This is a genomic window from Saccharothrix sp. DSM 118769, from assembly GCF_052936295.1.
The window spans coordinates 7,080,150-7,105,832 of sequence record NZ_CP193627.1 but is presented as its reverse complement, the minus strand read 5'-3'; the positions used below and the strand labels follow the sequence as shown (position 1 = coordinate 7,105,832).

Sequence of the window (25,683 nt, the reverse complement as noted above, 5' to 3'; positions counted from 1 at the left end):
GTCAGCCGCGCCGGCGCGTGCGGCGCAGGTGGAGCAGGGCGCCCGCGCCCAGGGCGAGCAGGGCGCCGCCGAGGACCAGGGGACCGCGGACCGACGCGCCGGTGTCGGCGAGCCGGCCGCCGCCGCCCGGTGCGGGCGGCACCACGACCGGCGTGGTCGTGGTCGTGGTGGTGCTCGACGTCGGGGCGGTCGTGGTCGTCGGGGCGGTCGTGGTCGTCGCACCGCCGGTGGTGGTCGTGGTGGACGTCGGCGTCGTCGTGGTGGTGGTGCCGCCGGACGTCGTGGTCGACGTGGTCGTGGTCGTCGTCGGCCTGGTCGTGGTGGTCGTGGTCGTGGTCGGCGACGTGGTGGTGGTGCTCGTCGTGGTCGACGTCGGGTCCGTCGTGGTGGTGGTCGTCGTCGGGTCGGTGGTCGTCGTGGTCGGGTCGGTGGTGGTCGTCGTCGGCTCGGTCGTGGTGGTCGGTTCCGTGGTGGTGGTCGTGGGATCGGTCGTGGTCGTCGTCGTGGTGGTCGTGGTGGTGCTGGTCGGCGTGTTCGGCCGGACGGTGAACTCGTGCAGCAGCGTGTCCTGGCCGGGGTTGAGCGTGCACGGCGAGGTGAATGTGCCCAGGCCCGTCTCGGTGCCGTCGGCCCGGCGCGGGGTCAGGGTCGTCTCGAAGTCGCCGATGGTGATCGTGGTCCGGCCCGCGTTGGGGAAGCTCACCGGCGGGGTGCCGCCGGTCGCGACGGTGTCGAACGCGCCCGACGGCGGCACCGGGGTCTTGGCCACGGCCAGGTCCGGCACGAGGTCCAGCACGAAACCCGCGTTGTCGATCCTCGTCCGCGCCTTCGCCGTGCCCTCCACGGTCGCCGCGCCCACCAGCGCCAGGCCCTGCGTGGCCAGGTCCGGCACGGTGGCGGTCGCGGTGACCCGCGTCGCCGGTTGCTCCTCGCCCACCACCGCGTCGTCGGGCAGGTCCTCCACCACGATCCGGACGCTCATGTCCTGGGCGCCGATCAGCGGGAACGGGCAGTTGTAGACCAGCGTCAGCTCCGCCGCGGCGGCGGTGCCGACGCCCGCGCCGAGCAGGGCCGAGCCGCCGACCACGACCGCGCTGAGACCCGCCGCGGCCACCCGGTGTCGCACTCTCATGTCAGGTTCTCTCCTGGGAACGACCCGGGCGGGCCGGCGCACGCGCGCCGACCCGCCTGGGTGGGGGTGGGTGTCACTTCCTGGCGATGGCCAGGTCGAGCGTGTTGCCGGGGCCGGGGATGCTGAGGTTGACGACCGGCGTCACCAGGCCGCAGCCCTCGAACCTCGCGATCGCGTAGCCGCCGGTGAGGCCGCCGCCGTTGAGCGGGTCGAAGCCGGGCTTCGAGACGAGGTCGATGGTGCTCGGCGTCACCGTGGCGCACCGGTCGGTCGGCTTCACGACCTGGATGCCCAGCACCCGGACGTCGGTCAGCCTGATGCCGGCGGTGGTCCGCGCGGTCACCGCGCCGGCGGTGATGGTGCCGGTGGTCCTGCCCTGCGGCACCAGCCGGACGGTCGCGGTGGTGGGCACGAAGCCGAACAGGGCGAAGTCGCCCCGCGCGTCCGGCAGCGCGAGGTCACCGGAGAACGTGCCGCCGAGCAGGTCGACCTCGGTGGCCAGGGTGCCCGGTCCGAGCGGCAGGTCCGAGCCGAGCTTCTTGATCGTCGACGTGCCGTTGACGTCGTAGGTGATCTCCAGCGGCTCGTTCGGCGCGGACGTGGTCGTGGTGGTCGTCGGCGCGGTGGTCGTGGTCGTCGTGGTGGTGGTCGTCGGGCCAGTGGCGGGCGCGACGGTGAACTCGTGCAGCAGCGTGTCCTGGCCCGGCTTGAGCGTGCAGTCCGAGGTGAAGGTGCCCAGGCCGGTCTCGGTGCCGTCGGCCTTGCGCGGGGTCAGGGTGGTGCTGAAGTCGCCGACCGAGATGGTGGTGGCGCCCGCGTTCGCGAACGTCACCGGCGGGGTGCCGCCGGTCGCGACGGTGTCGAACGCCCCGGAGGCGGGCACGGCCGTCTTGGCCACCACCAGGTCCGGCACGACCTCCAGCACGGCGCCCGCGTTGTCGATCGTGGTCCGCGCCCGCGCGGTGCCCTCCACGGTGGCCGCGCCGACCAGGGCCAGGCCCTGCGTCGCGGTCGGCGGCACGGTGGCGGTCGCGGTCACCCGCGTCGCGGGCGTCTCCACGCCCACCACCGCCGAGTCCGGCAGGTCCGCCACGTCGATCCGCACGCTCATGTCCTGCGTGCCGATCAGCGGGAACGGGCAGCTGTACACCAGGGTCAGGCTCGCCTCGGCGGCCTGACCGGCCCCGGCGCCCGCGAACGCCACCGACCCGACCACCGCCGCCGCGACCGCGAGTCCGCCGAACGCCGTCCGACCAGTCCGTTTCAGCATGTGCGTCTCCTCGTCGAGAGCAGTGCGAAAACACGAATGCCATGGCTACTGGTCAGTAAAGTAGCTTTGGCCACCAGTGGCTGCAAGCATTGTTCGCATTTTTTCCGGCACGCTGTCGAAGGGCTACAAAATCACTTCCGAGCTTTATCACGCGCATGACAAATCATCCTCGACGGCTTGTGCCCGAAGAGGGGTGAAAGTACTTTCGGGGAATGGCCGGAGGTGGTGGGTGAGAAGCGCGCTGGTGGTCCTGGCGGCGGTCGCGGTCCTGCTGGGCGCGCTGCCGGCGCCCGGCTGGGTGGTGCGCCGCCCCGCCGAGCGGCCCGACCCGGCGCGCGCGGCGGGCATCACGATCACCTACCGCGTGGACGCGGTGAGCCGGATCGCCAAGCTCGGGTCGGACCTCGCCATCGGCCCCGGCACCCTGGTCGCCGAGATCGACCTGATCGAGGGCACGATCACCGGCGACCTGCGGCTGCCGCCCGCGCACGGCTACTTCGTCGTCTTCGGCTTCGTGCCGACCACCGCGCGCACCGACCTGGTCCCGGTCGGCCGGGTCACCGGTCGCATCCGGGAGGGCGAGATCACCGCGCACGCCGACCTGACGATCGGGCTCGGCGAGGTCGCGGTGAACTCGCAACCGCTCGACGTCGGGCAGGCGTGCCTGACCACCGCGCCCGCGTCGGTCGACCTCACCGGCCCGTTCGACCTCGCCGTGATCAGGATGAAGGCCGCCTACGCGATCCCGCCCTTCGGGGGCTGCCGGGGCGGGGAGGACCTCGACCCGCTGATGACCGGCCTGGTCTCGGGCCCGGACAACCTCCTCGACCTCACGCTGACCGCGCAGCTGTGAGCAGCCGCAACGCCCGCAGCGCGATGCCCATGTCGAACAGCGCGTCCGGGTCGTGCAGCTTCTCCCCGAACAGCTCCTCCAGCTGCCGCAACCGGTAGCGCACGGTCTGCGGGTGCACGGCGAGGCCCGCCGCGACCTCGGGCGCGCTGCCCCGGGTCTCCACCCACGCGGTCATCGTCTCCCGCATCCGCTGCTGCTGCTTGGGCGTCAGCCCCTCCAGCGGCGCCAGCGCCCGCTTCACCAGCTCGTGCACCAGGTCCTCGTCGCCGAGCAGCAGCAGCGTGGACAGGTGCTCGGTGGTGTCCACCATGGGTCTGTCCGGGATGACACCTGACTGGATGAGCGTGATCGTGCGGCGGGCCCAGCGCAGCGACTGCCGGGCCGACGCCAGCGGCACGACCGGGCCCACCGCCGCGCGCCACCCGCCCAGCTTGTGCTCCAGCGCGACGAGCTGCCGCTCCGGGTCGGTGAGCAGCAGGCACGGCTCGCCGCCCTCCAGGTCCATCAGGATGTCCTCGTGCAGCACCGGGATCGGCAGCTGGTGCTGGTCGGTGCGCCGTTCCAGCGCCACCACCAGCACCCGGTCCGGCACCGGCCAGTGCGCGGCCTCGGCGAGGTCGGCCAGCGCGTTCGGGTGGTAGCCGGGCTCGCCGAGGATCAGCTCCAGCAACCGCTTGCGCCGCCGCTGCACCGCGCCCGCGTGCCGGGCCTGCGCCTCGGCGTAGCCCTCCATCGAGCGCAGCGACAGCTCGTCGATGTAGGCGAAGATCGCCTCGGCGATCAGGCACATGGTCGCCAGCGGCACGCGTTCGGTCTGGCCGAACTCCGAGATGCGCCGCCACGCCACCCGCGCGCCGATCCGGTAGGCGGTCTGGAGCAGGTCGAGGCTGCGGCCCGCGCTCACCTCCAGCTTGCCGAGGAGGCGGAACAGCTTGGCGCGGTCCTCCCGCTCCGCGGTCGGGTCGACCATCCGGTCGATGAACTGGTGGATCGCCTGCTCCACCCCCTCCACCACCACCTGGCCGAACATGCCCTCCAGCTTCTGGGAGTACTCGGCGATCTGGTGCTGGATCTCCCGGACCATGTCGACGGCGACGTCGCCGGCCCGCGCGCGGAACTTCGGCGCGAGTTCGGCGGGCAACTGCTCCCAGAGGTCCGAATTGCCGATGAGGGGTAATTCGGCGGCCGTGAGTTCACCGGTCCTGTTCATGCTGTTCGCCCACCACCAAACGATCGGGTGTGATACCGAACACTGTATTTTTGATCATGAAAACCTGTCAACCGGCGCGGTGACCGGGCACCGGAGCGGCGCAACGCGGCACCGGGGCGCTGCTCCAACCGGCCCACGTGACCACCCCCGATTCGTCCGCGGTGGGGACATTGGTAGCCGCAACGCCGGCCGGGACGCCAGGGCCCGGTCATCTTTTTGTATCCAGGTGAGTGTTCCCGGAAGTGTTTTTGTCATGCGAATGACAAGCATTTAGACTGCTTGTGCACCACGGCGACGATGAGTAACGTACTCGCCGGTAACAGGTAACTGTGAAGCATTCACAACCTTTTCCGGAGAATACTCGTGACATTGCGACGGCGCTTGTCGGGGCTGCTCTTCGCGGTACTCCTGCTCGCGTTGTGCGGGTTGTCGGTCGCCGCCTACCAGAAGGTCTTCACGCCCCGCGTCACCGTCCTGCTGCGCACCGACCACGTGGGCAACCAGCTCCAGGCCGAGTCGGACGTGAAGCTGCTCGGCGTGCTCGTGGGCGAGGTGCGCGCCATCCGGTCGAGCGGCGACGGCGCCGAGCTGGAACTGGCCCTGCGCCCCGACCAGGTGGACCTCATCCCGGCGAACGTGTCGGCCCGGCTGCTGCCGAAGACGCTGTTCGGCGAGCGGTTCGTCAGCCTGGAGCCCCCCGACGACCCGCGCGGCTCGCTCGCCGAGGGCGACGTGATCGAGCAGGACCGCACGTCCGGCGCGATCGAACTGGAACGGGTGCTCGCCGACCTGATGCCCACGCTCCAGGCCGTGCGGCCGGACAAGCTGGCCTCCGCGCTCACCTCGGTGGCGCAGGCGCTGGACGGGCGCGGCGAGACCCTCGGCCGGACGATCGTCCAGCTCGACGCGTACCTGCGCGAGTTCAACCCCCGGCTGCCCGCCCTCAAGGAGGGCATCACGAAGTTCGCCGACGTCGCCGACCTCTACGCCGACGCCGGCCCCGACCTCGTGCGGGCGCTCGCGGACGCCACCGCGGTCAGCCGCACCCTCGCCGAGCAGCGCGCCGACCTCGACGCCGTCTACACCAGCCTCACCACCGCGTCGGCCGACCTGACCGGGTTCCTGCGCGCCAACGGCGAGGTCGTCGTCGGGCTCGCCGACCGGTCCCGGCCCACCCTGGAGCTGCTCGCCGGCTACTCGCCCGAGTTCCCGTGCGTGCTGGACGCCGTCAACGCGCTGCGCCCCCGCGTGGACGAGGCGCTCGGCAAGGGCACCGACCAGCCCGGGATGCACGCCGAGGTCACCGTGGTGCCGCCGGGCGAGGGCTACCGGCCCGGCCGCGACGACCCCGTCCAGCGCCGGGGCGGCGCGCCGCACTGCCCGGCGGGGCCCGTCGAGGCCGTCGCGCCCGACCGGGTGCCCGACTGGGCGGGCCTGCTCATGGGGGCCCGATGAGGGGCGTCGCCGCGCCGCTGACCAAGTTCCTGGTGTTCGTCGTCGTCACGGTCGCCGCCACCGGGTTCCTCGCGGCCACCGTCGCGGGCAGCCGGATCGGCTCCACCACCGACTACACCGCCCGCTTCACCGACGTCACCGCCCTGGCCGAGGGCGACGACGTGCGCATGTCCGGGGTGAAGGTCGGCCAGGTCGAGTCCCTCACCCTGGTCGACGACGAACTGGTCGACGTCGGCTTCTCGGTCGTCGAGGGCCGCAGCCTGTCCGCCGGCGTCACCGCCACCATCAAGTACCGCAACCTGGTCGGCCAGCGGTACGTCGCCCTCGAACAACCCGCCGGTCGGGTGGGGGAGGCGCTGCCCCGCGGCGGGCTCATCCCGGTGGAGCGCACCGTGCCCGCCCTCGACCTGACCACCCTGTTCAACGGTTTCAAGCCGCTGTTCCAGGCGCTCGACCCGGAGGACGTCAACAAGCTGTCCCACGAGATCGTCCAGGTCCTCCAGGGCGAGGGCGGCACGGTCGAGAGCCTCCTCGCGCACACCGCGTCGCTCACCACCGCCCTCGCCGCCGAGGACGACGTGATCGGGCGCGTCGTCGACAACCTCAACGCGGTGCTGGAGACGGTGAACTCGCGCGACGACCGGTTCGGCTCGCTGCTGACGTCGCTGCGGCAGCTCGTGTCCGGGTTCGCCGCCGACCGCGAGCCCATCGGCAACGCCGTCGCCGGCCTGGCCGCCCTGAGCGACAGCACCGCGTCCCTGCTGGAGCAGGGCCGCCAACCGCTCAAGGACGACATCGCCGCGCTCGGCCTGCTCGCCGGCACCCTCGGCACCGCGCCGGAGCTGGAACCGTTCGTGCGCAACCTGCCGGTCAAGTTCGACGCGATCGGCCGCACCGCCTCCTACGGCTCGTGGCTGAACTTCTACCTCTGCTACGCCTCGTCCGAGGCGGAGCCCGCGCCCGGCGGGGGACCGGTCGGACTCCCCATCACCGAACCGAGGTGCCGCCGATGACGCGCAGACCGGTGCTGCTGGGGGCCGTCGGGCTCCTGGTCCTCGCCGTCACCGCCGCGCTCACCTTCTTCCTGGAGGACCTGCCGTTCGTCGGCGGCGGCACGAGGCACACCGCCGACTTCGCCGAGGCGGCCGGCCTGCGCGTGGACGACGAGGTCCGCGTCGCGGGCCTCAAGGTGGGCACCGTGACCGACGTCGGGCTGCACGAGGGGGTGGTGCGGGTCGCGTTCCGGGTGTCCGGCGTCCACCTGGGTGACCGCAGCCGCGCCGGGATCCGCATCAAGACGCTGCTCGGGCAGAAGTACCTGGCGGTCGACCCCGAGGGCCGCGACCCGCTCACCGGCACCATCCCGCTGGAGCGCACCACCTCGCCCTACGACGTCGTGGAGGCGTTCAACGGGCTGTCGACCACGCTGACCGCGATCGACACCGACCAGTTGGCGCGGAGCTTCCAGGCGCTCAGCGACGCGTTCCGCGAGTCGCCGCAGCACGTGCGGCAGGCGCTCGACGGCCTGTCCGCGCTGTCGAAGACCGTCTCCAGCCGCGACGAGCAGCTCGCGTCGCTGGTCGCGGGCGCGAACAAGGTCACCGGGGCGCTCGCCGACCGCAACACCGACTTCGCCGCGCTCATCACCGACGGCAACCTGCTGCTGGAGGAGGTCGGGCGCCGCCGCGACGCCATCGCGGAGCTGCTCGACGGCACGCGCGAGATGTCCCGGCAGCTCTCCGGCCTCGTCGAGGACAACGCCGAGCAGCTGCGGCCCGCCCTGGAGCAGCTCGAACGCGTCACCGACGTGCTGCGGGACAACCAGGAGTCGCTCGAACGGGGCCTCGCGCTGGCCGGGCCCTACTACCGCGTGCTCACCAACGCGCTCGGCAACGGCGAGTGGGTCGACACCTACGTGTGCGGGCTGGTCGCGCAGCCCGGTGGCGGGCGCGACTGCCCACCGGGAGGCCGCTGATGTTCGTCCGGACCAGGAACCACCGGCGGCTCGTCATCGGGCTCGCCCAGGCACTCGTGCTGGTGCTGGTGGCGGTGGTCGCCGCGTGGTGGGTCTTCCTCCGCCCCGCGCCCACCCGCGTGACGGCCTACTTCACCGCCGCGGTCGGCGTCTACGAGGGCTCCGACGTGCGGGTGCTCGGCGTGCCCGTCGGCCGGGTCGTCGGCGTGCTGCCCGACGGCGGCTCCGTCCGGGTGGAGCTGGAGCTGGACCACGGCGTCGACGTGCCGGCCGACGCCCGCGCCGCCGTCGTCGCGCCCAGCGTCGTCGCCGACCGGTACGTGCAGCTCGCGCCCGCCTACACCGGGGGCGACCGGATGGCGCCGGGCGCCGTCATCACCAGCGCGCGCACCGCGGGCACGGTCGAGCTGGACGAGCTGTACGGCAGCCTCGACAGCCTGCTCACCGCGCTCGGCCCGGACGGGGCCAACCGCGGGGGCGCGCTGTCGGACCTGCTGCGCACCGGCGCCGACGCGCTGGACGGCAACGGCGGCGCGCTCGGCGCGACGATCCGGCAGCTCGCCGACGCGGCCACGACGCTCGCCGGGTCGCGCGAGGACCTGTTCGGCACGGTCGACAACCTCCAGTCGTTCACCGGGGTGCTCGCCGCGAACGACGAGCAGGTGGGCAGGCTCGCCGACCAGCTCGCCGACGTGACCGGGTTCTTCGCCGCCGAGCGCGACGACCTCGGCACGGCGCTGGGCGAACTGGCGGGCGCGCTGGAACGGGTGCGCGCGTTCGTGCGGGACAACCGCGACCGGGTGAAGACCTCCGTGGAGGACCTGGCCGTGCTCACCGGTTCCCTGGTGCGGCAGCAGCAGTCGCTCTCGGAGGTGCTCGACGTGGCACCCGTCGCGCTGCACAACGTGGTCGCCGCCTACGACCCGGCGACCGGCACGCTGAACGCCCGCGCCAACCTCAACGAGTTCGTCGCCGACCTGCTCAGCGTGCCCGGGGGTCCCCGGTGACCGCGGCGGGTCCGGCGGCCGGTGCGGGTCCGGTGGCGGGGGCGGGTCCGGTCACCGGTGCGGGTCCGGTGCGGCGGGTCCTCGCGGTGGCCTCCGTCGTCCTGCTCACCGGCTGCTCGACCCTGCCGAGCGCCTACGACCTGCCGCTGCCCGGCGGCGCGGACCTCGGCGACCGGCCGTACCGGGTGGTGGTCGAGTTCGACGACGTGCTGGACCTCGTGCCGCACGCCGGCGTGAAGGTCGACGACGTCGCGGTCGGCGAGGTCGAGGACATCGGGCTGTCCGAGGACGGCTCCACGGCCCTCGTGCGGGTGGTCGTGCGCGGCGACGTGCTGCTGCCGTCCAACGTCCTGGCCCGGCTGCGCCAGTCCAGCCTGCTGGGCGAGAAGTACGTGGAACTCGCGCCGCCGTCCGAGCGCTCGTCGACGCCGCTCGTGGACGGCGCGGTCGTCCCGGTCACCCGGACCGACCGCAACCCCGAGGTGGAGGAGGTGTTCGGCGCGTTGTCCATGCTGCTCAACGGTGGTGGCATCGCGCAGGTGCAGGACATCTCGCGGGAGCTGAGCGCGGCGCTGTCCGGCAACGAGGCCGCGGTGAGGTCGTTGCTGTCCACTGTGGACACCTTCGTCGGGTCGCTGGACGAGCACAAGGGCGAGATCACCCGCGCCCTCGAGGGGATGGACCGGCTCGCGTCGTCCCTGGAGTCGCGCAAGGCCGACATCGGCGTGGTCCTGGACGACCTGGAACCCGGCCTGGAGGTGCTGCACGAGCAGCGCGGGCAGCTCGTCGGCCTGCTGGACTCGCTGGGGCAGCTGTCCACCGTCGCCACCGACGTGGTCGAGCGCGGGCGCGAGGACCTGGTGGCCGACCTCCGCGCGCTGGAGCCGACGCTGCGGAAGCTGGCCGAGTCCGGTCAGGACCTGCCGCAGTCGCTGGAGCTCCTGCTCACGTTCCCGTTCACCGACGCCGTGCTCGACGGCATCAAGGGCGACTACCTCAACACCTACCTCACCCTGAAGCCGGGAGGCCGTTGATGATCACCCGGCGGGTGCGCGCGCAGGTCGCGCTGTTCACCGTCATCGCGCTGCTCGGCGTCAGCTACGTCGGCGCGGAGTACGCCGGGCTGACCGTCGTGGACGACGGGTACGAGGTGCGGCTCGAACTGCCCCGGACCGGCGGCCTGTTCACCGGCGGCGAGGTGACCTACCGGGGCGTGCCCGTCGGCCGGGTGGGGCCGGTCCGCCTGGTGGACCGCCGGGTGGAGGTCGGGCTGCGCATCGCGGCCGGCGCGCCGCCGATCCCGGCCGACCTGGAGGCCGTGGTGGCCAACCGGTCGGCGGTCGGCGAGCAGTACGTCGACCTGCGCCCGCGCGGCGCGGGCGGACCGTACCTGGTGGACGGCTCCGTCATCCCCGAGGCGCGGGCGAGGCTGCCGCTGCCCGTGGAGCAGGTGCTGACCAACCTCGACGAGCTGGCGCGGTCCGTGCCGGTCGACTCGCTGCGCACCGTCGTGGACGAGCTGGACCAGGCGTTGCGCGGCACCGGGCCCGACCTGCAGGCGCTGCTCGACGCCACCGGTCGGTTCGTCGCCGAGGCGGGGGAGCACCTGCCGCAGACCGTGGAGCTGCTGGACGACTCGGTGACCGTGCTCCAGACCCAGCTGGACCACTCGGCGGCGATCGACTCGTTCGCCGACAGCGCCCTGCTGGTGGCCGAGCGGCTGCGCGCGTCGGACGGCGACCTGAGGCGCCTGATCGCCGCCGCCCCGGGGGCCGCCGGCGAGGTCAGCGCCCTGCTGCGCGACTCGGGGCCGAACCTGGGCGTGCTGCTGTCCAACCTGCTGACGACGGCGGACGTCCTGGTCACCCGGCAGGGGCAGCTGGAGCAGGTGCTGGTGACCGTGCCCGACGCGGTGTCGGTGGGCGCGTCGGCGGTGCGCGGCGGTCAGGCGTCGTTCGGCCTGGCGCTGACGTTCTTCGACCCCCCGCCGTGCCACGCGGGCTACGAGGGCACGCGGAAGAAGCCGGGCCTGGACACCACCCCGGGCACCTTCAACACCGACGCCGCCTGCACCCTGCCCCGCGGCTCCGCCACGGGCGTCCGAGGAGCCCAGAACGCCCCCCGCTGACCGAGAGTCCAACGCTCAGACCCCGAGAGTCCAACGCCGAGGCCTCGAGAGTCCAACGCTCAGACCTCGAGAGTCCAACGCTCGGGACCCCTGAGTTCTCCGTTCAGGTCGGCCTGCCGGAGGGCCCGAACGCAGAACTCAGGGGTCCTGGAGGTTGGACTCTCGGGACCTGGGGGTTGGACTCTCGGGGTTAGAGGGGGCTCACGTAGAGCCAGGTGCCGTCTTCGCGCACGAAGCGGCTGTTCTCGTGCAGCACGTCCCGCGTGCCGCGCAGGCGGTAGTGGGCGCGGAACTCCACGGTGCCCGTCGTCTGGAACAGGGTGCCGCCGGTGCGGGCCAGGACCTCCAGGCGGCTCCAGCGCTGGTCCGGGTCCAGGTCCAGGGAGTCGGGACGGGTGGTGGGGTGCCAGGTGGCGAGCAGGTAGTCCTCGTCGCGCACGGCGAACGCGCTGTAGCGCGACCGCATGAGGGTCTCCGCCGTCGGCGGCTTCTTGCGCCCCTCGTGGTACGGGCCGCAGCAGTGCTCGTACGGGTCACCCAGCCCGCACGGGCAGGCGGTGGTCATTCGGGACGGTCGCAGGCGGTGCGACCGGACCGGGAGAAGCGGACCCACGCCAGGGCGCTCTCGGCCTCGCGGTCGCCGGCGGCGGCCTCGGCGGAGAGCGCCGCGTGCACCTGGTAGCGCAGCCCGGCGGGCACGTCGGGGTCGAGGAGCAGGGTCGCGCGGATGTCCGGACGCGGGTCGTCGGCCAGCGCGGCGAGGGTTTCTGCGGACATCGGTTCGGTCACGCCCCCAGGGTATAAGGAGGAGCGACCCGCCTCCCGACGACTGCCGGGTCGGGGAGGCGGGTCGCTCCGGTGCGGGCTGGTCACGGCATCAGGTGCACGCCGCACCGTTCACGGTGGGAGAACCGAACGGCGGGGTGCTTCCGCTGAAGCTCGCGTTGTACCCGACGGTCGCGGTACCGCCGGTGGCGAGCCTGCCGTTCCAGGACGCGTTGACGACGCGGACGGTGTCGCCCGTGTCGGTCCACGTCCCGTTCCAGCCCTGGGAAACGGTCACACCGGGTGCGGAGAACGCCAGGGTCCAGGACTCCACTGCGGGACCCCTGTTCTCGATGACGATCTCGCCGCTGTAACCGCCGGACCACTGGCTGATCACGCGATGGCTCACCCGGCACCCGGTCCCCGCGGGTGGCGTGGTGGTCGTCGTCGTGGTCGACGTGGTGGTCGAAGTGGTCGAAGTGGTGCTGGTCGTGCTGGTGGTGCTGGAGGTGGTGGTGCTGGTCGGGCCCGCGGCCACCGCCATGTCGTACGCGCGCTGCGGCACGAACTGGCCCGCGCCCGCGATGCAGCCGTCCGCCTCGCCGGGCAGCTTCACCCAGAGGAACGCGTCGATCTGCGCGTCGCCGGTGTCGGTGGTGCTGGGCGTGCCGATCGCGCGCCCGGCCGGGTCGCACCACTCGCTGCCCAGCGGGCCGTTGCCGTTGCGGCTGGTGTCGATGACGGCCTTGAGCCTGCTGTCGCCCAACGCGTTGAGGGTCGCCTTGGCGAACGCGATCTCGTCCCGGCTGTACCGGTAGTTCGACACGTTCGTGGCGATCCCGTCGGCGCTGCTGGAGATCTCCGCGCCGCGCAGCCGGTTGGCGGCCTCGCCCGGCGTGAGCCACGCGGAGTGGCCGATGTCGAAGTACACCTTCGCCCGCGAGGAGCCGGACTTGAGCTTCTTGCCCGCGTAGGCCATCGACGCCTTCGTCTCGGCCTGCTGGCCCGCGTCCTGGCAGCTCGTCATGATCGGGAGCACGTCCGGCTCCAGGATGATCGACGCCGGGCGCCCCGCGAGACCGGCCGCGACCTCGTCCACCCACGCCCGGTACGCCGAGTGCGACGGCGCGCCGCCGCCGCTGGCCCCGCCGCAGTCGCGGTTCGGGATGTTGTAGACGACCATGATCGGGATCTTCCCGGCCGCCGCGGCGGCGCCGACGAACGAGTCGACCTGCGCGCGGACCTGCGAGGTGTTGGTCGTGGTGTACCACCGGGCCTGGGGCACGTTCGCGATCCGGTCGCGGATCACCGCGGCCCGCGAGTCGCCCTGGTTCTGCGCGACCCACCGCGCCGCGGAGGTGTCGGGCACGACGTAGAACGCGGAGTCCGCGGCTCGGGCGACGGTCGCGCCGCCGCCGAGGGCGAGCGCCGCGGCGCTCGCGACCAGTGCGCCGGACAACGCGCCCGCGGCGGCCGTCCTGCCCCTGGGGCGGGCCCGGCGGCCGGTGGTGTGGGCTTGTGGTGAGTGCATCAGCAGGTCCTCGCAGCGTCGGTGCAACGGGGGTCTGAGCGGGAGTCCGAACGACCTGGGAGCGCTCCCAGGTGGCAGGACTGTAGCCACTCGGAAACCGTGCGGAAAAGAGGGCGTCACCGGCAGGTCCCCGAAAACCCAGTTACTGTGCGTGTTCGAAGCCGCTGTTCGGGCTCGTCTCGTTCGGTGTGCTAGGCGCAAAAATGCGGTCTCGAACACGTTCGGTGTCCGATCTATCGGGTTATTGGTCTGATCGAGTGAGCGGTGCGCGTTCTCGACCGACTGTGAAGTTGATGTCGAAATCCCGTCGAATTACGCCGGTGGGCCGATCGCGCGCAGGGCCGTTCGGCCCGGCCACACCGGTAAAAAGGGACGTTCTCGGCCTCGCGCCGTTGCCGGACGGCTGAATCGGTGCACCTCGGGCACGTGTGCGCGTGGACGCGACGCCGTGCGGGAGATCGGCGGTGGTCCGGGACCCGCGCGACGACCGGCTCGCACGACCAGGTGACTCTCCGGCGCGATCCCCCGCTTGCGGCATCCGGCCCAGCGTCGGCGAACGTTCGGCCCACCAATCGGGACCGGCTCGGCCGAATTTGTCAAGGGTTTGTGGCCGACCCCTCTTTTCACGGTGTTTCGATGCCGTTACAGTCCCGCACTGGGAGCGCTCCCAGAAACCTCCACCGCCCTGCCCCTCGGAGGAAACGCATGCGACGACGCATGTCCGGAGTGCTGACGAGCACGCTCGCCGTGCTGGTCAGCGCCGCGACGCTGACAACCGCCCAGGTCCCGGCGCACGCGAACGCCGAGGCCGCCCCGGCGTTCAACTACGGCGAAGCCCTCCAGAAGTCGATCTGGTTCTACGACGCCCAGCGGTCCGGCGACCTGCCGGCGGACAACCGGGTGAACTGGCGCGGCGACTCGGCGCTGCGCGACGGCTCCGACGTCGGCCTCGACCTGTCCGGCGGCTTCTACGACGCGGGCGACCACGTCAAGTTCGGCCTGCCGTTCGCGGCGAGCATGACCGTGCTCGCGTGGGGTGCGGTGGAGAACCGCGCCGCCTACGAGAACTCCGGTCAGCTGCGGCACCTCCTGTCGAACCTCAAGTGGGGCACCGACTGGATCATCAAGGCGCACCCGAGCCCGAACGTGGTCTACGGGCAGGTCGGCGCGGGCGACGACGACCACAAGTGGTGGGGCGCCGCCGAGGTCATGCAGATGGCCCGCCCGTCGTACAAGGTCGACGCGTCCTGCCCCGGCTCGGACCTCGCGGGCGAGTACGCCGCCGCGATGGCCGCGTCGTCCATGGTCTTCCGGCAGTCCGACCCGACCTACGCCGACACCCTCCTGGCGCACGCGAAGCAGCTCTACTCCTTCGCCGACACCTACCGGGGCAAGTACAGCTCCTGCATCACGGACGCGGCGAAGTTCTACAACTCCCACAGCGGCTACCAGGACGAGCTGGTGTGGGGCGCGGTCTGGCTGCACCGCGCCACCGGTGACGCGGCCTACCTCGCCAAGGCGAAGGCCGAGTACCCGAAGCTGTCCACCGAACCGCAGAGCACGACCCGGTCCTACCGGTGGACGATCGCCTGGGACGACAAGTCCTACGGCGCCTACGCGCTGATGGCGAAGCTGACCGGCGAGCAGCAGTACGTGGACGACACGAACCGCTGGCTGGACTACTGGACCACCGGGTACAACGGCAACCGGGTCCGCTACTCGCCCGGCGGGCAGGCCGTGCTCGACACGTGGGGCTCGCTGCGCTACGCGGCCAACACCGCGTTCGTCGCGCTGACGCACGCCGACTGGCTGCGCGCCACCGACCCGGTCCGGGCCACCACCTACCACGACTTCGGCGTGCGGCAGGTGAACTACGCGCTCGGCGACAACCCGCGCAACTCCAGCTTCGTCGTCGGCTTCGGCGCGAACCCGCCGCGCAACCCGCACCACCGCACCGCGCACGGCGCGTGGGCCGACACCATGCGGGAACCGGTCGCGAGCAGGCACGTCCTGTACGGCGCGCTGGTCGGCGGCCCGAGCACGAACAACGACGCCTACACCGACGACCGCACCGACTTCATCGCCAACGAGGTCGCGCTCGACTACAACGCGGGCTTCACCGGCGCTCTCGCCCGGCTGTACGGCGAGTACGGCGGCACGCCGCTCGCGGGCTTCCCCGTCGCCGAGGCCCCGGACGGCCCCGAGCTGACGGTGGAGGCGTCGGTCAACCAGAGCGCGGCCGGTTTCACCGAGGTCAAGTCGTTCGTCCTGAACAGGTCGGCGTGGCCCGCCCGGACGTTCACCGGCTCGCTGCGCTACTACTTCACCCTCGACGGCACGACGACGCCCGACCAGGTCACCGTCACCACGAACTACAACCAGTGCGGCACGCCGGGCGCGCCCCGGCAGCACAGCGGCCGGGTGTACTACGTGGACGTGCCGTGCCCCGGGGTGTACCCGGGCGGGCAGTCCGCGCACCGGCACGAGGTGCAGTTCCGCATCACCAGCACCGGCTCGTGGGACCCGACCGACGACTGGTCCTACGAGGGCCTGGGCTCCGGCAACACCGTCGCGCGCACCGAGCGCCTCACCCTGGTGCAGGACGGCGCGGTCGTGTGGGGCCGGGAACCCGGCCCGGCGGTCGAGGACCGCGAGACGCCCTCGGTCCCCGGTGGACTGTCGGTTTCCGACGTCACCAGCAGCGGCGCGACGCTGCGCTGGTCGGCGTCCACGGACAACGTCGGGGTGGTCGGCTACGACGTGCTCCGGGCGGACGGCACGGTCGCAGGTGCCCCGGCCACCCCGGCGTTCCAGCTCACCGGGCTCAGCCCGGACACCGCCCACGCGTTCACCGTCCGGGCCCGGGACGGCGCGGGCAACACCTCGGCGGCGAGCACCGCGGTGACCTTCCGGACGCGGGCCGGCGGCACCGGCCCGACCGGTCCGGTGGTCGCGCAGCAGCGCGGCGGCGGTGGCGCGAGCGTCAACCAGATCGGCGTCGCCCTGGCCGCGGTCAACCGGGGTGCCGCCGCGGTCGACCGGTCGACGGTGTCCCTGCGGTACTGGTTCACCGGCGACAGCGCCTCGGCCGGCCACCAGGTGTTCTGCGACTGGGCGGTGGTCGGCTGCGCGAACGTGCGCGCCACCGTCGTGAAGCTGCCCACCGCACGGCCGGGCGCCGACTCCTACCTCCAGGTCACCTTCACCGCGGGTTCCCTCGCGCCGGGCGCGAGCACCGGCGACGTCCAGCTGCGGGTGGCCAAGTCCGACTGGTCGGCGTTCGACCAGACCAACGACCACAGCTACCGCGCCACCACCGCGCTGGCCGACTTCGACCGGGTGACCGCCTACACCGGCACCACCCTCGCCTGGGGCGTCGAACCCTAGGCCCCGAGACCCGGCACGGGGCGTTCTGCGCGCCCAGGCGTCCCGTGCCGAACCCAGCTCCCGCCCCACACCGCCGCCCTTTGGAAGCTCGCGGGTCAATGGCTGACCCGTGCAGGAGGAGGACGCATGAGGTACCGCACCAGAGCGGGACGGTTGCGCACCGGACCGCTCGCGCTGATAGCCGCGGCAGCGACCGCCGCGGGGGTAATGCCGTTCGTCGCCCCCGTGGCGAACGCGGCCGTGACGTGCACGGTCAACTACCAGGTCACGAACCAGTGGCAGGGCGGCTTCGGCGCCAGCGTGGCCATCCGCAACCAGGGTGACGCGGTCAACAACTGGCGCCTCACGTGGACCTTCCCGAACGGGCAGCGCGTCCAGCAGGGCTGGAGCGGCACGTTCAGCCAGAGCGGTTCGGTGGTCACCGTGGCCGCCCCGACCTGGTCGCCCAACCTCGCGTCCGGCGCGCAGACCACGGTCGGCTTCAACGGCACGTGGACCGGCAGCAACACCCCGCCGACCGACTTCGCGCTCAACGGCACGCCCTGCACGGGTCCCAACACCGCGCCGAGCGTCTCGCTGACCTCGCCGACGGCGGGTCAGGCGTTCCAGACCGGCGCGGCGATCCCGCTGGCCGCGACCGCCGCCGACACCGACGGCACCGTCGCCAAGGTGGACTTCCTCGCCGACGGCGCGGTCGTCGCGACCGACACCTCGGCGCCGTTCACCGGCTCGTGGACCGGCGCGACCGCCGGTGAGCACGCCATCACGGCGCGCGCCACCGACGACAAGGGCGGCGTCGGCAACTCGACCGCCGTGGGCATCCGGGTCCTCGCGGGCCAGGCCGTCCAGGTGAGCCCGAACTCGCTGAGCGTGCGGCAGGGCACCACCGGCACCTTCGGCGTCTCGCTGGCGACCGCGCCGACGGCGAACGTGACCGTCGCGGTCTCCCGCTCGGCGGGCAGCACCGACCTCATGGCCGGTCCCGCGTCGCTGACCTTCACCCCGTCGAACTGGGCGACCAAGCAGAACGTCACGGTCACCTCGGCGAACAACGGCGGCGACCTGGGCACGGCCACGTTCACGGTCAGCTCCACGGGCGTCACGCCGGCCACGGTCGAGGTCAAGGAGATCGACGGTTCCGCGTCGGACTTCGAGCAGGCGTTCCTCGACCAGTACGCGAAGCTGCACGACCCGGCCAGCGGCTACTTCCGGACGTTCTCCGACGGCCTGAAGGTCCCGTACCACTCGATCGAGACCCTGATGGTCGAGGCCCCGGACCACGGTCACCAGACCACGTCCGAGGCGTTCAGCTACTACCTGTGGCTGGAGGCGAGCTATGGCAAGATCACCGGTGACTGGAGCTCGTTCAAGAAGTCCTGGGCCGCGATGGAGAAGTACATCATCCCGGCCACGGCGGACCAGCCGACGAACAACAAGTACGACCCGTCGAAGCCGGCGACGTACGCCCCCGAGCACCCGCGGATGGACCAGTACCCGTCGGTGCTGGACTCCAACGTGCCGATCGGTCGCGACCCGATCGCGGCCGAGCTGAAGTCGGCCTACGGGACCGACGACGTCTACGGCATGCACTGGCTGCTCGACGTCGACAACACCTACGGCTTCGGCCGGTGCGGCGACGAGTCCGACGCCCTGCCCGCGTACATCAACACCTACCAGCGCGGTTCCTCGGAGTCGGTGTGGGAGACCATCCCGCAGCCGTCCTGCGACACGTTCGCGCACGGTGGCCCCAACGGCTTCCTCGACCTGTTCACCAAGGACGCCAGCTACGCCAAGCAGTGGAAGTACACCAACGCCCCGGACGCCGACGCGCGTGCGGTGCAGGTGGCGCTGCTGGCCCAGGAGTGGGCGACCGAGCAGGGCAAGGCCAGCGAGGTCGCGCCCGAGGTGGCCAAGGCCGCCAAGATGGGCGACTACCTGCGGTACGCCATGTTCGACAAGTACTTCAAGAAGATCGGCAACTGCGCCAGCACCTCCTGCCCGGCGGGTACCGGCAAGGACAGCGCGCACTACCTGATGTCCTGGTACTACGCGTGGGGCGGCGCGACCGACACGTCCGCGGGCTGGGCGTGGCGCATCGGTGACGGCGCGTCGCACCAGGGCTACCAGAACCCGCTGGCCGCGTACGCGCTGGCGAACGAGCCGGCCCTGAAGCCGAAGTCGGCGACCGGCCAGCAGGACTGGGCCACGTCGATGACCCGGCAGCTGGAGCTGCTCCAGTGGCTCCAGTCCGCCGACGGCGCCATCGCCGGTGGTGTCACGAACAGCTGGGAGGGCCAGTACGCCGCCCCGCCGGCGGGCACGCCGACGTTCTACGGCATGTACTACGACGCCCACCCGGTGTGGCGCGACCCGCCGTCGAACCGCTGGTTCGGCTTCCAGGCGTGGCAGATGGAGCGCACCGCGGCCCTGTACGAGAAGACGGGCAACCCGGCGGCCAAGAAGATCCTCGACAAGTGGGTCCCCTGGGCCATCGCGAACACCACCGTCGGCACGGGCGGCGCCTTCCAGATCCCCTCCGACATGGAGTGGACCGGCGCGCCGGACACCTGGAACGCCACCAACCCGGGCGCCAACGCGAACCTGCGCGTGCGCGTGCTCAACCACAGCCAGGACGTCGGCATCGCCGCGTCCTACGCCAAGACGCTCCTCAACTACGCGGCCGAGTCGGGCAACGCCCAGGCGAAGACCGTCGGTGAGGGCCTCCTGACGGCGCTGCTGGCGCACGAGGACGACAAGGGCATCGCGGTGCCGGAGACGCGGGCGGACTACAACCGCTTCGACGACACCTACAACACGTCGACGCGCGAAGGCCCGTACGTCCCGACGGGCTGGTCGGGCACCATGCCCAACGGTGACCAGATCCGCCCGGGCGTCTCGTTCGTCGACATGCGCTCGATGTTCAAGCAGGACCCGGACTGGCCGAAGGTCCAGGCATACCTGGACGGCGGCCCCGCACCGACCTTCACCTACCACCGGTTCTGGGCGCAAGCTGAGATCGCCACGGCGTTCCAGCTGCACGTGGAGCTGTTCGGCTAGGACAAACCGAAGGTCGTCGTCGCCCCCCTCACAACGTGGTGAGGGGGGTGTTCGGCGTGGTCACGACAACGCGTCTCATTTGTCGAACGCATTCGACTCGAATCCAGCGAATCGAAACATTCGCGAAACTTCGGTGTTGACGCGGCTTGGAGACCTGTGCCACATTTTTGGCACCCCCGCCGCTGAGCCGAACGGGGTGATCTCCGATCGCGAATCGAATCGTTTCGATTCACATACCTGGACATTCGACGAATTCGACGAGCGCGAGAGGTGTGCCGTGGACCCGCTGCCGTTCCGCGACCCGGGGCTCCCGGTGGAGGCCAGGGTCGCCGACCTCCTGGGCAGGCTGACCGCCGAGGAGAAGGTGGCGATGCTCCACCAGCGCCAACCCGCCGTGCCCCGTTTGGGCCTCGCCGAGTTCCGCACCGGCCTGGAGGCGCTGCACGGCGTCGCCTGGCTGGGCCGGGCCACGGTGTTCCCGCAGGCGGTCGGCCTGGGCGCGACGTGGGACACCGACCTGGTGCGCCGGGTCGGCGAGGCGACCGGCGTCGAGGCGCGCGGGTTCCACCACCGTGACCCCGTCGCGCACGGCCTCAACGCGTGGGCGCCGGTGGTCAACCCGCTGCGCGACCCGCGCTGGGGCCGCAACGAGGAGGGCTACTCCGAGGACCCGGTGCTCACCGCCGAGATGGGCACGGCCTACGCGTGGGGCCTGCGCGGCGACCACCCGCGCTACCTGCGCACCGCGCCCACGCTCAAGCACTTCCTGGGCTACAACAACGAGGACGACCGCTGCACGACGTCGTCGGACCTGCGGCCGCGCGTGCTGCACGAGTACGAGCTGCCGTGCTTCCTCGGCCCGGTCCGGTCGGGCGCGGCGGTGGCCGTGATGCTGGCCTACAACCTGGTCAACGGCCGCCCCGCGCACCTGACCCCGTTGCTGGACCGCGAGCTGCGGCCGTGCGCGCCGGACGGGCTGGTCGCGGTCAGCGACGCCTACGCGCCGTCCAACGTGGCCGGGGTGCAGGCGTACCTGCCCGGCCACCCCGAGGCGCACGCCGCGATGCTGCACGCGGGCCTGGACAGCTTCACCGACCAGGACGCCGACCCGACGCTGACGGTGGAGAGCGTCACCACCGCGCTCAAGGACGGCCTGCTGGAGCAGGTGGTCGTCGACCGCGCGGTGGGCCGGGTGCTGGCGCTGCGCTTCCGGCTGGGCGAGTTCGACCCGCCCGCCGACGGGAACACCGCCGACGACCCCGCCCGCGGGAACCCCTACGCGTCCATCACCGCCGACGTCATCGGCACGCACGGGGAGCTGGCGCTGGAGGCGGCGCGGCGGGCGGTCGTGCTGCTGCGCAACGACTCCCTCCTGCCGCTGCGGTCCGGGGTGGACCTCGCGGTCATCGGCACGCACGCCGACACCGTGTTCGAGGACTGGTACAGCGGCACGCTGCCGTACCGGGTGACCGTCCGCCGCGGACTGGAGCAGTTCGCGACCGTCGCGCACCACGAGGGGGTCGACCGGATCGCGCTGCGCGCGGCGGACGGCCGCTACCTCGGCGTGCGCGGCGGCGTCGTGGGCCTCGGCGACCGGGCGCTGTTCGACCGGTTCGACTGGGGCGACGGGGTGTGGGCGCTGCGGGACGTGGCGTCGCGCCGCTACCTCGGGGTGACGGCGGGCGGGACGGTGGTCGCGGAGGCCGAGACGCCCGGCGGGTGGGACGTGCGCGAGCTGTTCGAGCCCCGGTTCACCGGCGACGAGGTCGTGCTGCGCAACAAGGTCCAGGGCACCGACACCGGCCCGTTCACCGTCGAGCTGGTCGTGGACGGCACCGCCGCGGCGGCCGAGGTCGCGGCACGGGCGGAGGTCGCCGTCCTCGTGCTCGGCAACGACCCGCACGTCAACGGCCGCGAGACCCAGGACCGCACCACGCTGCGCCTGCCGAACCTCGACCTGGTCAGGGCCGTCCGCGAGGCCAACCCGAACACCGTGCTCGTGCTGGTCAGCAGCTACCCGTACGCCCTGGACGGCGAGGAGGAGCGGCTGCGGGCGATCCTGTGGACCGCCCACGGCGGCCAGGAACAGGGCCGCGCGGTGGCCGAGGCGCTGTTCGGCGCGTTCTCGCCGTCCGGCCGGCTGCCGCAGACCTGGTACCGCTCCGACGACGACCTGCCCGACATCCTCGACTACGACGTCATCCGCGCGGGCAGCACGTACCTGTACTTCACCGGCGAGCCGCTGTTCCCGTTCGGGCACGGCCTGGGCTACACCACGTTCGACTACTCGGACCTGACCCACGAGGGCGGCACGGCCCGGGTGACGGTCACCAACACCGGTCTCGTCCCCGGCGCGGAGGTCGTGCAGCTGTACTCGTCGGCCCCCGGGTCGCGGGTGCGGCAGCCGGTGCGCAGGCTCCAGTCGTTCCGGCGCGTGCACCTCGAACCGGGGGAGGGCGTAACCGTCGAGCTGCCCGTGGAGCACCTGTGGCACTGGGACGTCACCACCGGCCGCCGCGTCGTGGAGACCGGGCGGTACGAGCTGGCGGTCGGCTCCTCGTCGCGGGAGATCAGGGCACGCCTCGACGTCGACGTCGAGGGCGAGGTGATCGCGCCGCGCACCGGTGTGCTGCGCGCGGTCGACTTCGACGACTGCGACGGCGTGCGGCTGGTGGACGACGAGGTGGAGTTCACCCGCGAGGGCGGCTGGATCGCGTTCCACGACGTGGTGGACGGCGAGCGGTCCGCGCCGCCGGGTACGCGGGTCTCGCGGCGCGACGGCGCGTCGCTGGTGCTCACCGCCGCGGCGGCGGGCGTGCGGGTGAGGGAGGTGCGTTGACGTGGTCACCATCGCCGATGTCGCGCGGCACGCAGGGGTCGCCCCCAGCACCGTGTCGTACGTGCTGACGGGGCGCCGCTCGATCTCCTCGGCCACGAAGGCCAGGGTCGAGGCGAGCGTGCGGGCACTGGGCTACCACCCGCACGCGGGGGCCCGGTCGCTGGCCAGCAACCGGGCGAACGTGCTCGCGCTGGTGCTGCCGATGCGCGAGGGCATGCACATGCCGGTGCTGATGCAGTTCGTCGTGGCGGTCGCCAACGCGGCCCGGCGGCACGACCACGACGTGCTGCTGGTGACCGCCGACCAGGGCGCGGCCGGGCTGCGCCGGGTGGCGGGCAGCGCCCAGGTCGACGGCCTGCTCGTGATGGACGTGGAGATGCACGACGAGCGCGTACCGGTGCTGCGGGAACTGGACCGGCCCTCGGTGCTCATCGGCTTCCCCGCCGACGCGGCCGGCCTGACCTGCGTGGACCTGGACTTCGCCGAGGCGGGCGCGCGGTGCGTCGACCACCTGGCCGACCTCGGGCACACCTACGTGGCGCTGGTCGGCGCGCCCCGCGCGGTCTACCAGCGCGACACCGGGTTCGCGCACCGCACCATGGCCGGGTTCAGCGCCGCCGCCATGCGCCGCGGCGTCGCCTCCACCACCCTGCCCACCGAGACCGACCACGAGTCGGTGCGGGTGGCCATCACCGGCCTGCTGGACCGGCACCCCGCCGTCACCGGCCTGGTCGTGCACAACGAGGCCGCGCTGCCCTCGGTGGTGGAGGTGCTGCGCTCGCTGGGCCGCAAGGTGCCCGACGACATCGCGGTCATCGCGATCTGCCCCGACGACCAGGCCGAGCGGCTGATGCCGCCGCTGACCTCGGTGGCGGTGCCCGCCGAGCAGCTGGGCCACCACGCGGTGGCGCTGCTGATGGCCAAGCTCGACCGCACCCCGACACCACCGCTCACGCTGCTGCCGCCGCGGCTGACCGAGCGGGCCAGCACCACGCGCTGACCGCGGTCCCGGGGGCCGCGCCACCGCGCGGTCCCCGGGGTCCGCTCCCGACCACGTCGAAGCGCTTCGAACTCAACAGGAGGAACACCGGATGGGCTTGCGCGAGATCAGCGGCGGGTTCGACTGGCGCGACGGCCACCAGGTGGTGCGGGTCGAGGCGTGGGGCCCCGACGCCGTCCGGGTGCGGGTGGGCCTGACGGGCGTGCGCGACGACGTGCCCGGCGCGCTGGGCGAGCGGCCCGACGCCGAGGTCGACGTGAAGGTGGGCGAGGAGAGCGCCGTCCTGGTCAACGGCCGGCTGCGCGTCGAGCTGGGCGAGGGGTTGCTGCGGTTCGTCCGCGAGGACACCCAGACCGAGCTGCTGGCCGAGGAGCGCATCCACTTCTGGTGGCCCGGTTCGCGGCTGTTCACCTCGACCGGCAACGGCTACCACCGCATCTCGCAGAACTTCCGCGCCTACGACGGCGAGCGCCTCTTCGGCCTCGGCCAGCACCAGCACGGCCTGCTCGACCAGAAGGGCGCGGTCGTCGAGCTGGTGCAGCGCAACGCCGAGGTGACCATCCCGTTCCTGGTGTCCAGCCAGGGCTACGGGCTGCTGTGGAACACGCCGGCCGTGGGCCGGGTCGAGCTGGGCCGCACGGGCACCCGCTGGGTGTCCGACAGCGCGCGGCAGATCGACTACTGGCTCACCGCGGGCGACCCGGCCGACGTGCTGCGCAACTACGCCGACGCCACCGGCCACGCACCCGACTTCCCGGAGTGGGCGGCCGGGTTCTGGCAGAGCAAGCTGCGCTACCGCTCCCAGGAGGAGCTGCTGGCCGTCGCCCGCGAGTACCGCGACCGCGGCCTGCCGCTGTCCGTGATCGTCGTGGACTTCTTCCACTGGACGCACCTGGGCGAGTGGCGCTTCGACCCCGCCGAGTGGCCCGACCCGGCCGCCGCGATCCGCGAGCTGGACGGGATGGGCGTCAAGCTCATGGTCTCCGTGTGGCCCTCGGTCAGCCCGCTGTCCGAGAACTACCCGGTGATGCTGGAGCGGGGCCTGTTCATCGCCACCGAGCAGGGACCGCCGGTGCACGCCGACTGGCCCGACAAGGGCGTGGTGGGCGAGGTGGGCGTGTCGTTCTACGACGCGTCCAACCCGGAGGCCCGCGCGTTCGTCTGGGACCGGGTCAAGCGCAACTACTACGACCTCGGCGCGCGCGTGTGGTGGCTCGACGCGTGCGAGCCCGAGCTGAAGCCCGGCACGCCGGAGAACCTGCTCACCCACGACGGCCCCGGTCCCGAAGTGCTCAACGCCTACCCGGTGAACAACGCCCGCGCGTTCTACGAGGGCATGCGGGCCGAGGGCGAGACCGAGATCATCACGCTCAACCGCTCGGCCTGGGCGGGCAGCCAGCGCTGGGGCGCCGCCCTGTGGTCCGGCGACATCCCGGCCACGTTCGAGTCGCTGGCCGCGCAGGTCCGCGCGGGTCTCAACGTGGCGCTGTCCGGCATCCCGTGGTGGACCACCGACATCGGCGGCTTCCACGGCGGCGACCAGGACTCGCCCGAGTACCGCGAGCTGATCGTCCGCTGGTTCCAGTACGGGGCGCTGTGCCCGCTGTTCCGGCTGCACGGCTTCCGCGACCCCGACGTGCCGCTGCACCCCACCATGACCGGCGGCCCCAACGAGGTGTGGTCCTACGGCGACGAGGCGTACGAGCACATCACCGCCGCGATGCGGCTGCGCGAGCGCTTGCGGCCCTACGTGCTGGAGCAGATGCGCGTCGCCACCGGGACCGGCCTGCCGCCCATGCGGCCGCTGTTCGTCGACTTCCCCCACGACGAGGCGGCCTGGGCGGTGGACGACCAGTTCCTGTTCGGCCCCGACCTGCTCGTCGCCCCGGTGTGCCGGCACGGCGAGCGGTCCCGCGAGGTGCGCCTGCCGGCGGGCGCGCGGTGGACCGACCACGCGACCGGCGAGGTCCACGAGGGCGGGCGGACCGTCCTGGCCGACGCGCCGCTGCACCGCATCCCACTCTTCGTGCGCGACGGCGCACAACCCTTCTGACCCGACGCAAAGGGGCGTTCC

General features: G+C 72.4%; 18 protein-coding genes. 12 read left to right on the top strand and 6 right to left on the bottom strand.

What is annotated here, in order from left to right; all coding sequences use genetic code 11:
• Position 1 precedes the first annotated feature (1 nt).
• Both ACRAKJ_RS29465 and ACRAKJ_RS29460 read right to left on the bottom strand, forming a co-directional pair.
• Positions 2–1,132 carry a DUF6801 domain-containing protein gene (locus tag ACRAKJ_RS29465; protein WP_438923429.1) on the bottom strand — a complete coding sequence of 377 codons (1,131 nt, stop codon included), beginning with the start codon at positions 1,130–1,132 and terminating at the stop codon, positions 2–4.
• A gap of 73 nt (positions 1,133–1,205) precedes the next feature.
• Positions 1,206–2,402 (bottom strand): DUF6801 domain-containing protein, encoded by a 1,197-nt coding sequence (locus ACRAKJ_RS29460; protein WP_438923428.1) that lies wholly within the window; start codon positions 2,400–2,402, stop codon positions 1,206–1,208.
• Positions 2,403–2,631: 229 nt separating this feature from the next.
• Between ACRAKJ_RS29460 and ACRAKJ_RS29455 the strand changes: the two genes are divergently transcribed.
• On the top strand, positions 2,632–3,255 hold the full coding sequence (locus ACRAKJ_RS29455) for a hypothetical protein (protein WP_438923427.1): 624 nt from the start codon (positions 2,632–2,634) through the stop codon (positions 3,253–3,255).
• Here ACRAKJ_RS29455 and ACRAKJ_RS29450 read toward each other — a convergent pair.
• Positions 3,233–4,465 carry a helix-turn-helix domain-containing protein gene (locus tag ACRAKJ_RS29450; RefSeq protein ID WP_438923426.1) on the bottom strand — a complete coding sequence of 411 codons (1,233 nt, stop codon included), beginning with the start codon at positions 4,463–4,465 and terminating at the stop codon, positions 3,233–3,235. The genes ACRAKJ_RS29455 and ACRAKJ_RS29450 overlap by 23 nt on opposite strands.
• Before the next feature lie 363 nt (positions 4,466–4,828).
• On the opposite strand from ACRAKJ_RS29450, the gene ACRAKJ_RS29445 reads away from it, so the two are divergent.
• The 6 genes from ACRAKJ_RS29445 (at position 4,829) to ACRAKJ_RS29420 (ending at position 11,030) form a co-directional block, all read left to right on the top strand.
• On the top strand, positions 4,829–5,920 hold the full coding sequence (locus ACRAKJ_RS29445) for an MCE family protein (RefSeq protein ID WP_438923425.1): 1,092 nt from the start codon (positions 4,829–4,831) through the stop codon (positions 5,918–5,920).
• Positions 5,917–6,933: an MCE family protein gene (locus ACRAKJ_RS29440; RefSeq protein WP_438923424.1), complete on the top strand. Its 1,017-nt coding sequence runs from the start codon at positions 5,917–5,919 to the stop codon at positions 6,931–6,933. Before ACRAKJ_RS29445 ends, ACRAKJ_RS29440 begins: the two co-directional genes overlap by 4 nt.
• Positions 6,930–7,895 (top strand): MCE family protein, encoded by a 966-nt coding sequence (locus tag ACRAKJ_RS29435; protein ID WP_438923423.1) that lies wholly within the window; start codon positions 6,930–6,932, stop codon positions 7,893–7,895. The genes ACRAKJ_RS29440 and ACRAKJ_RS29435 overlap by 4 nt, the downstream gene beginning before the upstream one ends.
• Positions 7,895–8,902: an MCE family protein gene (locus ACRAKJ_RS29430; protein WP_438923422.1), complete on the top strand. Its 1,008-nt coding sequence runs from the start codon at positions 7,895–7,897 to the stop codon at positions 8,900–8,902. Before ACRAKJ_RS29435 ends, ACRAKJ_RS29430 begins: the two co-directional genes overlap by 1 nt.
• 86 nt (positions 8,903–8,988) lie before the next feature.
• Complete coding sequence (locus ACRAKJ_RS29425) at positions 8,989–9,936, top strand: MCE family protein (RefSeq protein ID WP_447008747.1); 948 nt, start codon at positions 8,989–8,991, stop codon at positions 9,934–9,936.
• The gene (locus ACRAKJ_RS29420) at positions 9,936–11,030 is read left to right on the top strand and encodes an MCE family protein (protein WP_438923420.1); all 1,095 of its coding nucleotides are present in this window, start codon (positions 9,936–9,938) and stop codon (positions 11,028–11,030) included. The genes ACRAKJ_RS29425 and ACRAKJ_RS29420 overlap by 1 nt, the downstream gene beginning before the upstream one ends.
• 190 nt (positions 11,031–11,220) lie before the next feature.
• On the opposite strand, the gene ACRAKJ_RS29415 is transcribed toward ACRAKJ_RS29420, so the two are convergent.
• From ACRAKJ_RS29415 to ACRAKJ_RS29405, 3 genes are all read right to left on the bottom strand, one after another.
• Positions 11,221–11,595 (bottom strand): YchJ family protein, encoded by a 375-nt coding sequence (locus ACRAKJ_RS29415; RefSeq protein WP_438923419.1) that lies wholly within the window; start codon positions 11,593–11,595, stop codon positions 11,221–11,223.
• Complete coding sequence (locus tag ACRAKJ_RS29410; RefSeq protein ID WP_438923418.1) at positions 11,592–11,819, bottom strand: hypothetical protein; 228 nt, start codon at positions 11,817–11,819, stop codon at positions 11,592–11,594. Before ACRAKJ_RS29410 ends, ACRAKJ_RS29415 begins: the two co-directional genes overlap by 4 nt.
• Before the next feature lie 88 nt (positions 11,820–11,907).
• Entirely contained in the window at positions 11,908–13,326 is a 1,419-nt protein-coding gene (locus tag ACRAKJ_RS29405; protein ID WP_438923417.1) for a glycoside hydrolase family 6 protein, read from the bottom strand.
• A 705-nt stretch (positions 13,327–14,031) separates the two neighbouring features.
• Between ACRAKJ_RS29405 and ACRAKJ_RS29400 the strand changes: the two genes are divergently transcribed.
• The 5 genes from ACRAKJ_RS29400 to ACRAKJ_RS29380 all read left to right on the top strand — a co-directional run bounded on the left by ACRAKJ_RS29400 (position 14,032) and on the right by ACRAKJ_RS29380 (position 25,662).
• Positions 14,032–16,713: a glycoside hydrolase family 9 protein gene (locus tag ACRAKJ_RS29400; RefSeq protein WP_447008746.1), complete on the top strand. Its 2,682-nt coding sequence runs from the start codon at positions 14,032–14,034 to the stop codon at positions 16,711–16,713.
• A gap of 126 nt (positions 16,714–16,839) precedes the next feature.
• The gene (locus ACRAKJ_RS29395; RefSeq protein ID WP_438923415.1) at positions 16,840–19,770 is read left to right on the top strand and encodes a glycoside hydrolase family 48 protein; all 2,931 of its coding nucleotides are present in this window, start codon (positions 16,840–16,842) and stop codon (positions 19,768–19,770) included.
• A 277-nt stretch (positions 19,771–20,047) separates the two neighbouring features.
• Positions 20,048–22,609 (top strand): glycoside hydrolase family 3 C-terminal domain-containing protein, encoded by a 2,562-nt coding sequence (locus ACRAKJ_RS29390; protein ID WP_438923414.1) that lies wholly within the window; start codon positions 20,048–20,050, stop codon positions 22,607–22,609.
• Between the two features lies 1 nt (position 22,610).
• On the top strand, positions 22,611–23,609 hold the full coding sequence (locus ACRAKJ_RS29385) for a substrate-binding domain-containing protein (protein ID WP_438923413.1): 999 nt from the start codon (positions 22,611–22,613) through the stop codon (positions 23,607–23,609).
• Between the two features lie 91 nt (positions 23,610–23,700).
• A complete protein-coding gene (locus ACRAKJ_RS29380; protein WP_438923412.1) occupies positions 23,701–25,662 on the top strand; it encodes a TIM-barrel domain-containing protein in 1,962 nt (653 codons plus the stop codon).
• The last annotated feature ends 21 nt before the right edge of the window (positions 25,663–25,683 follow it).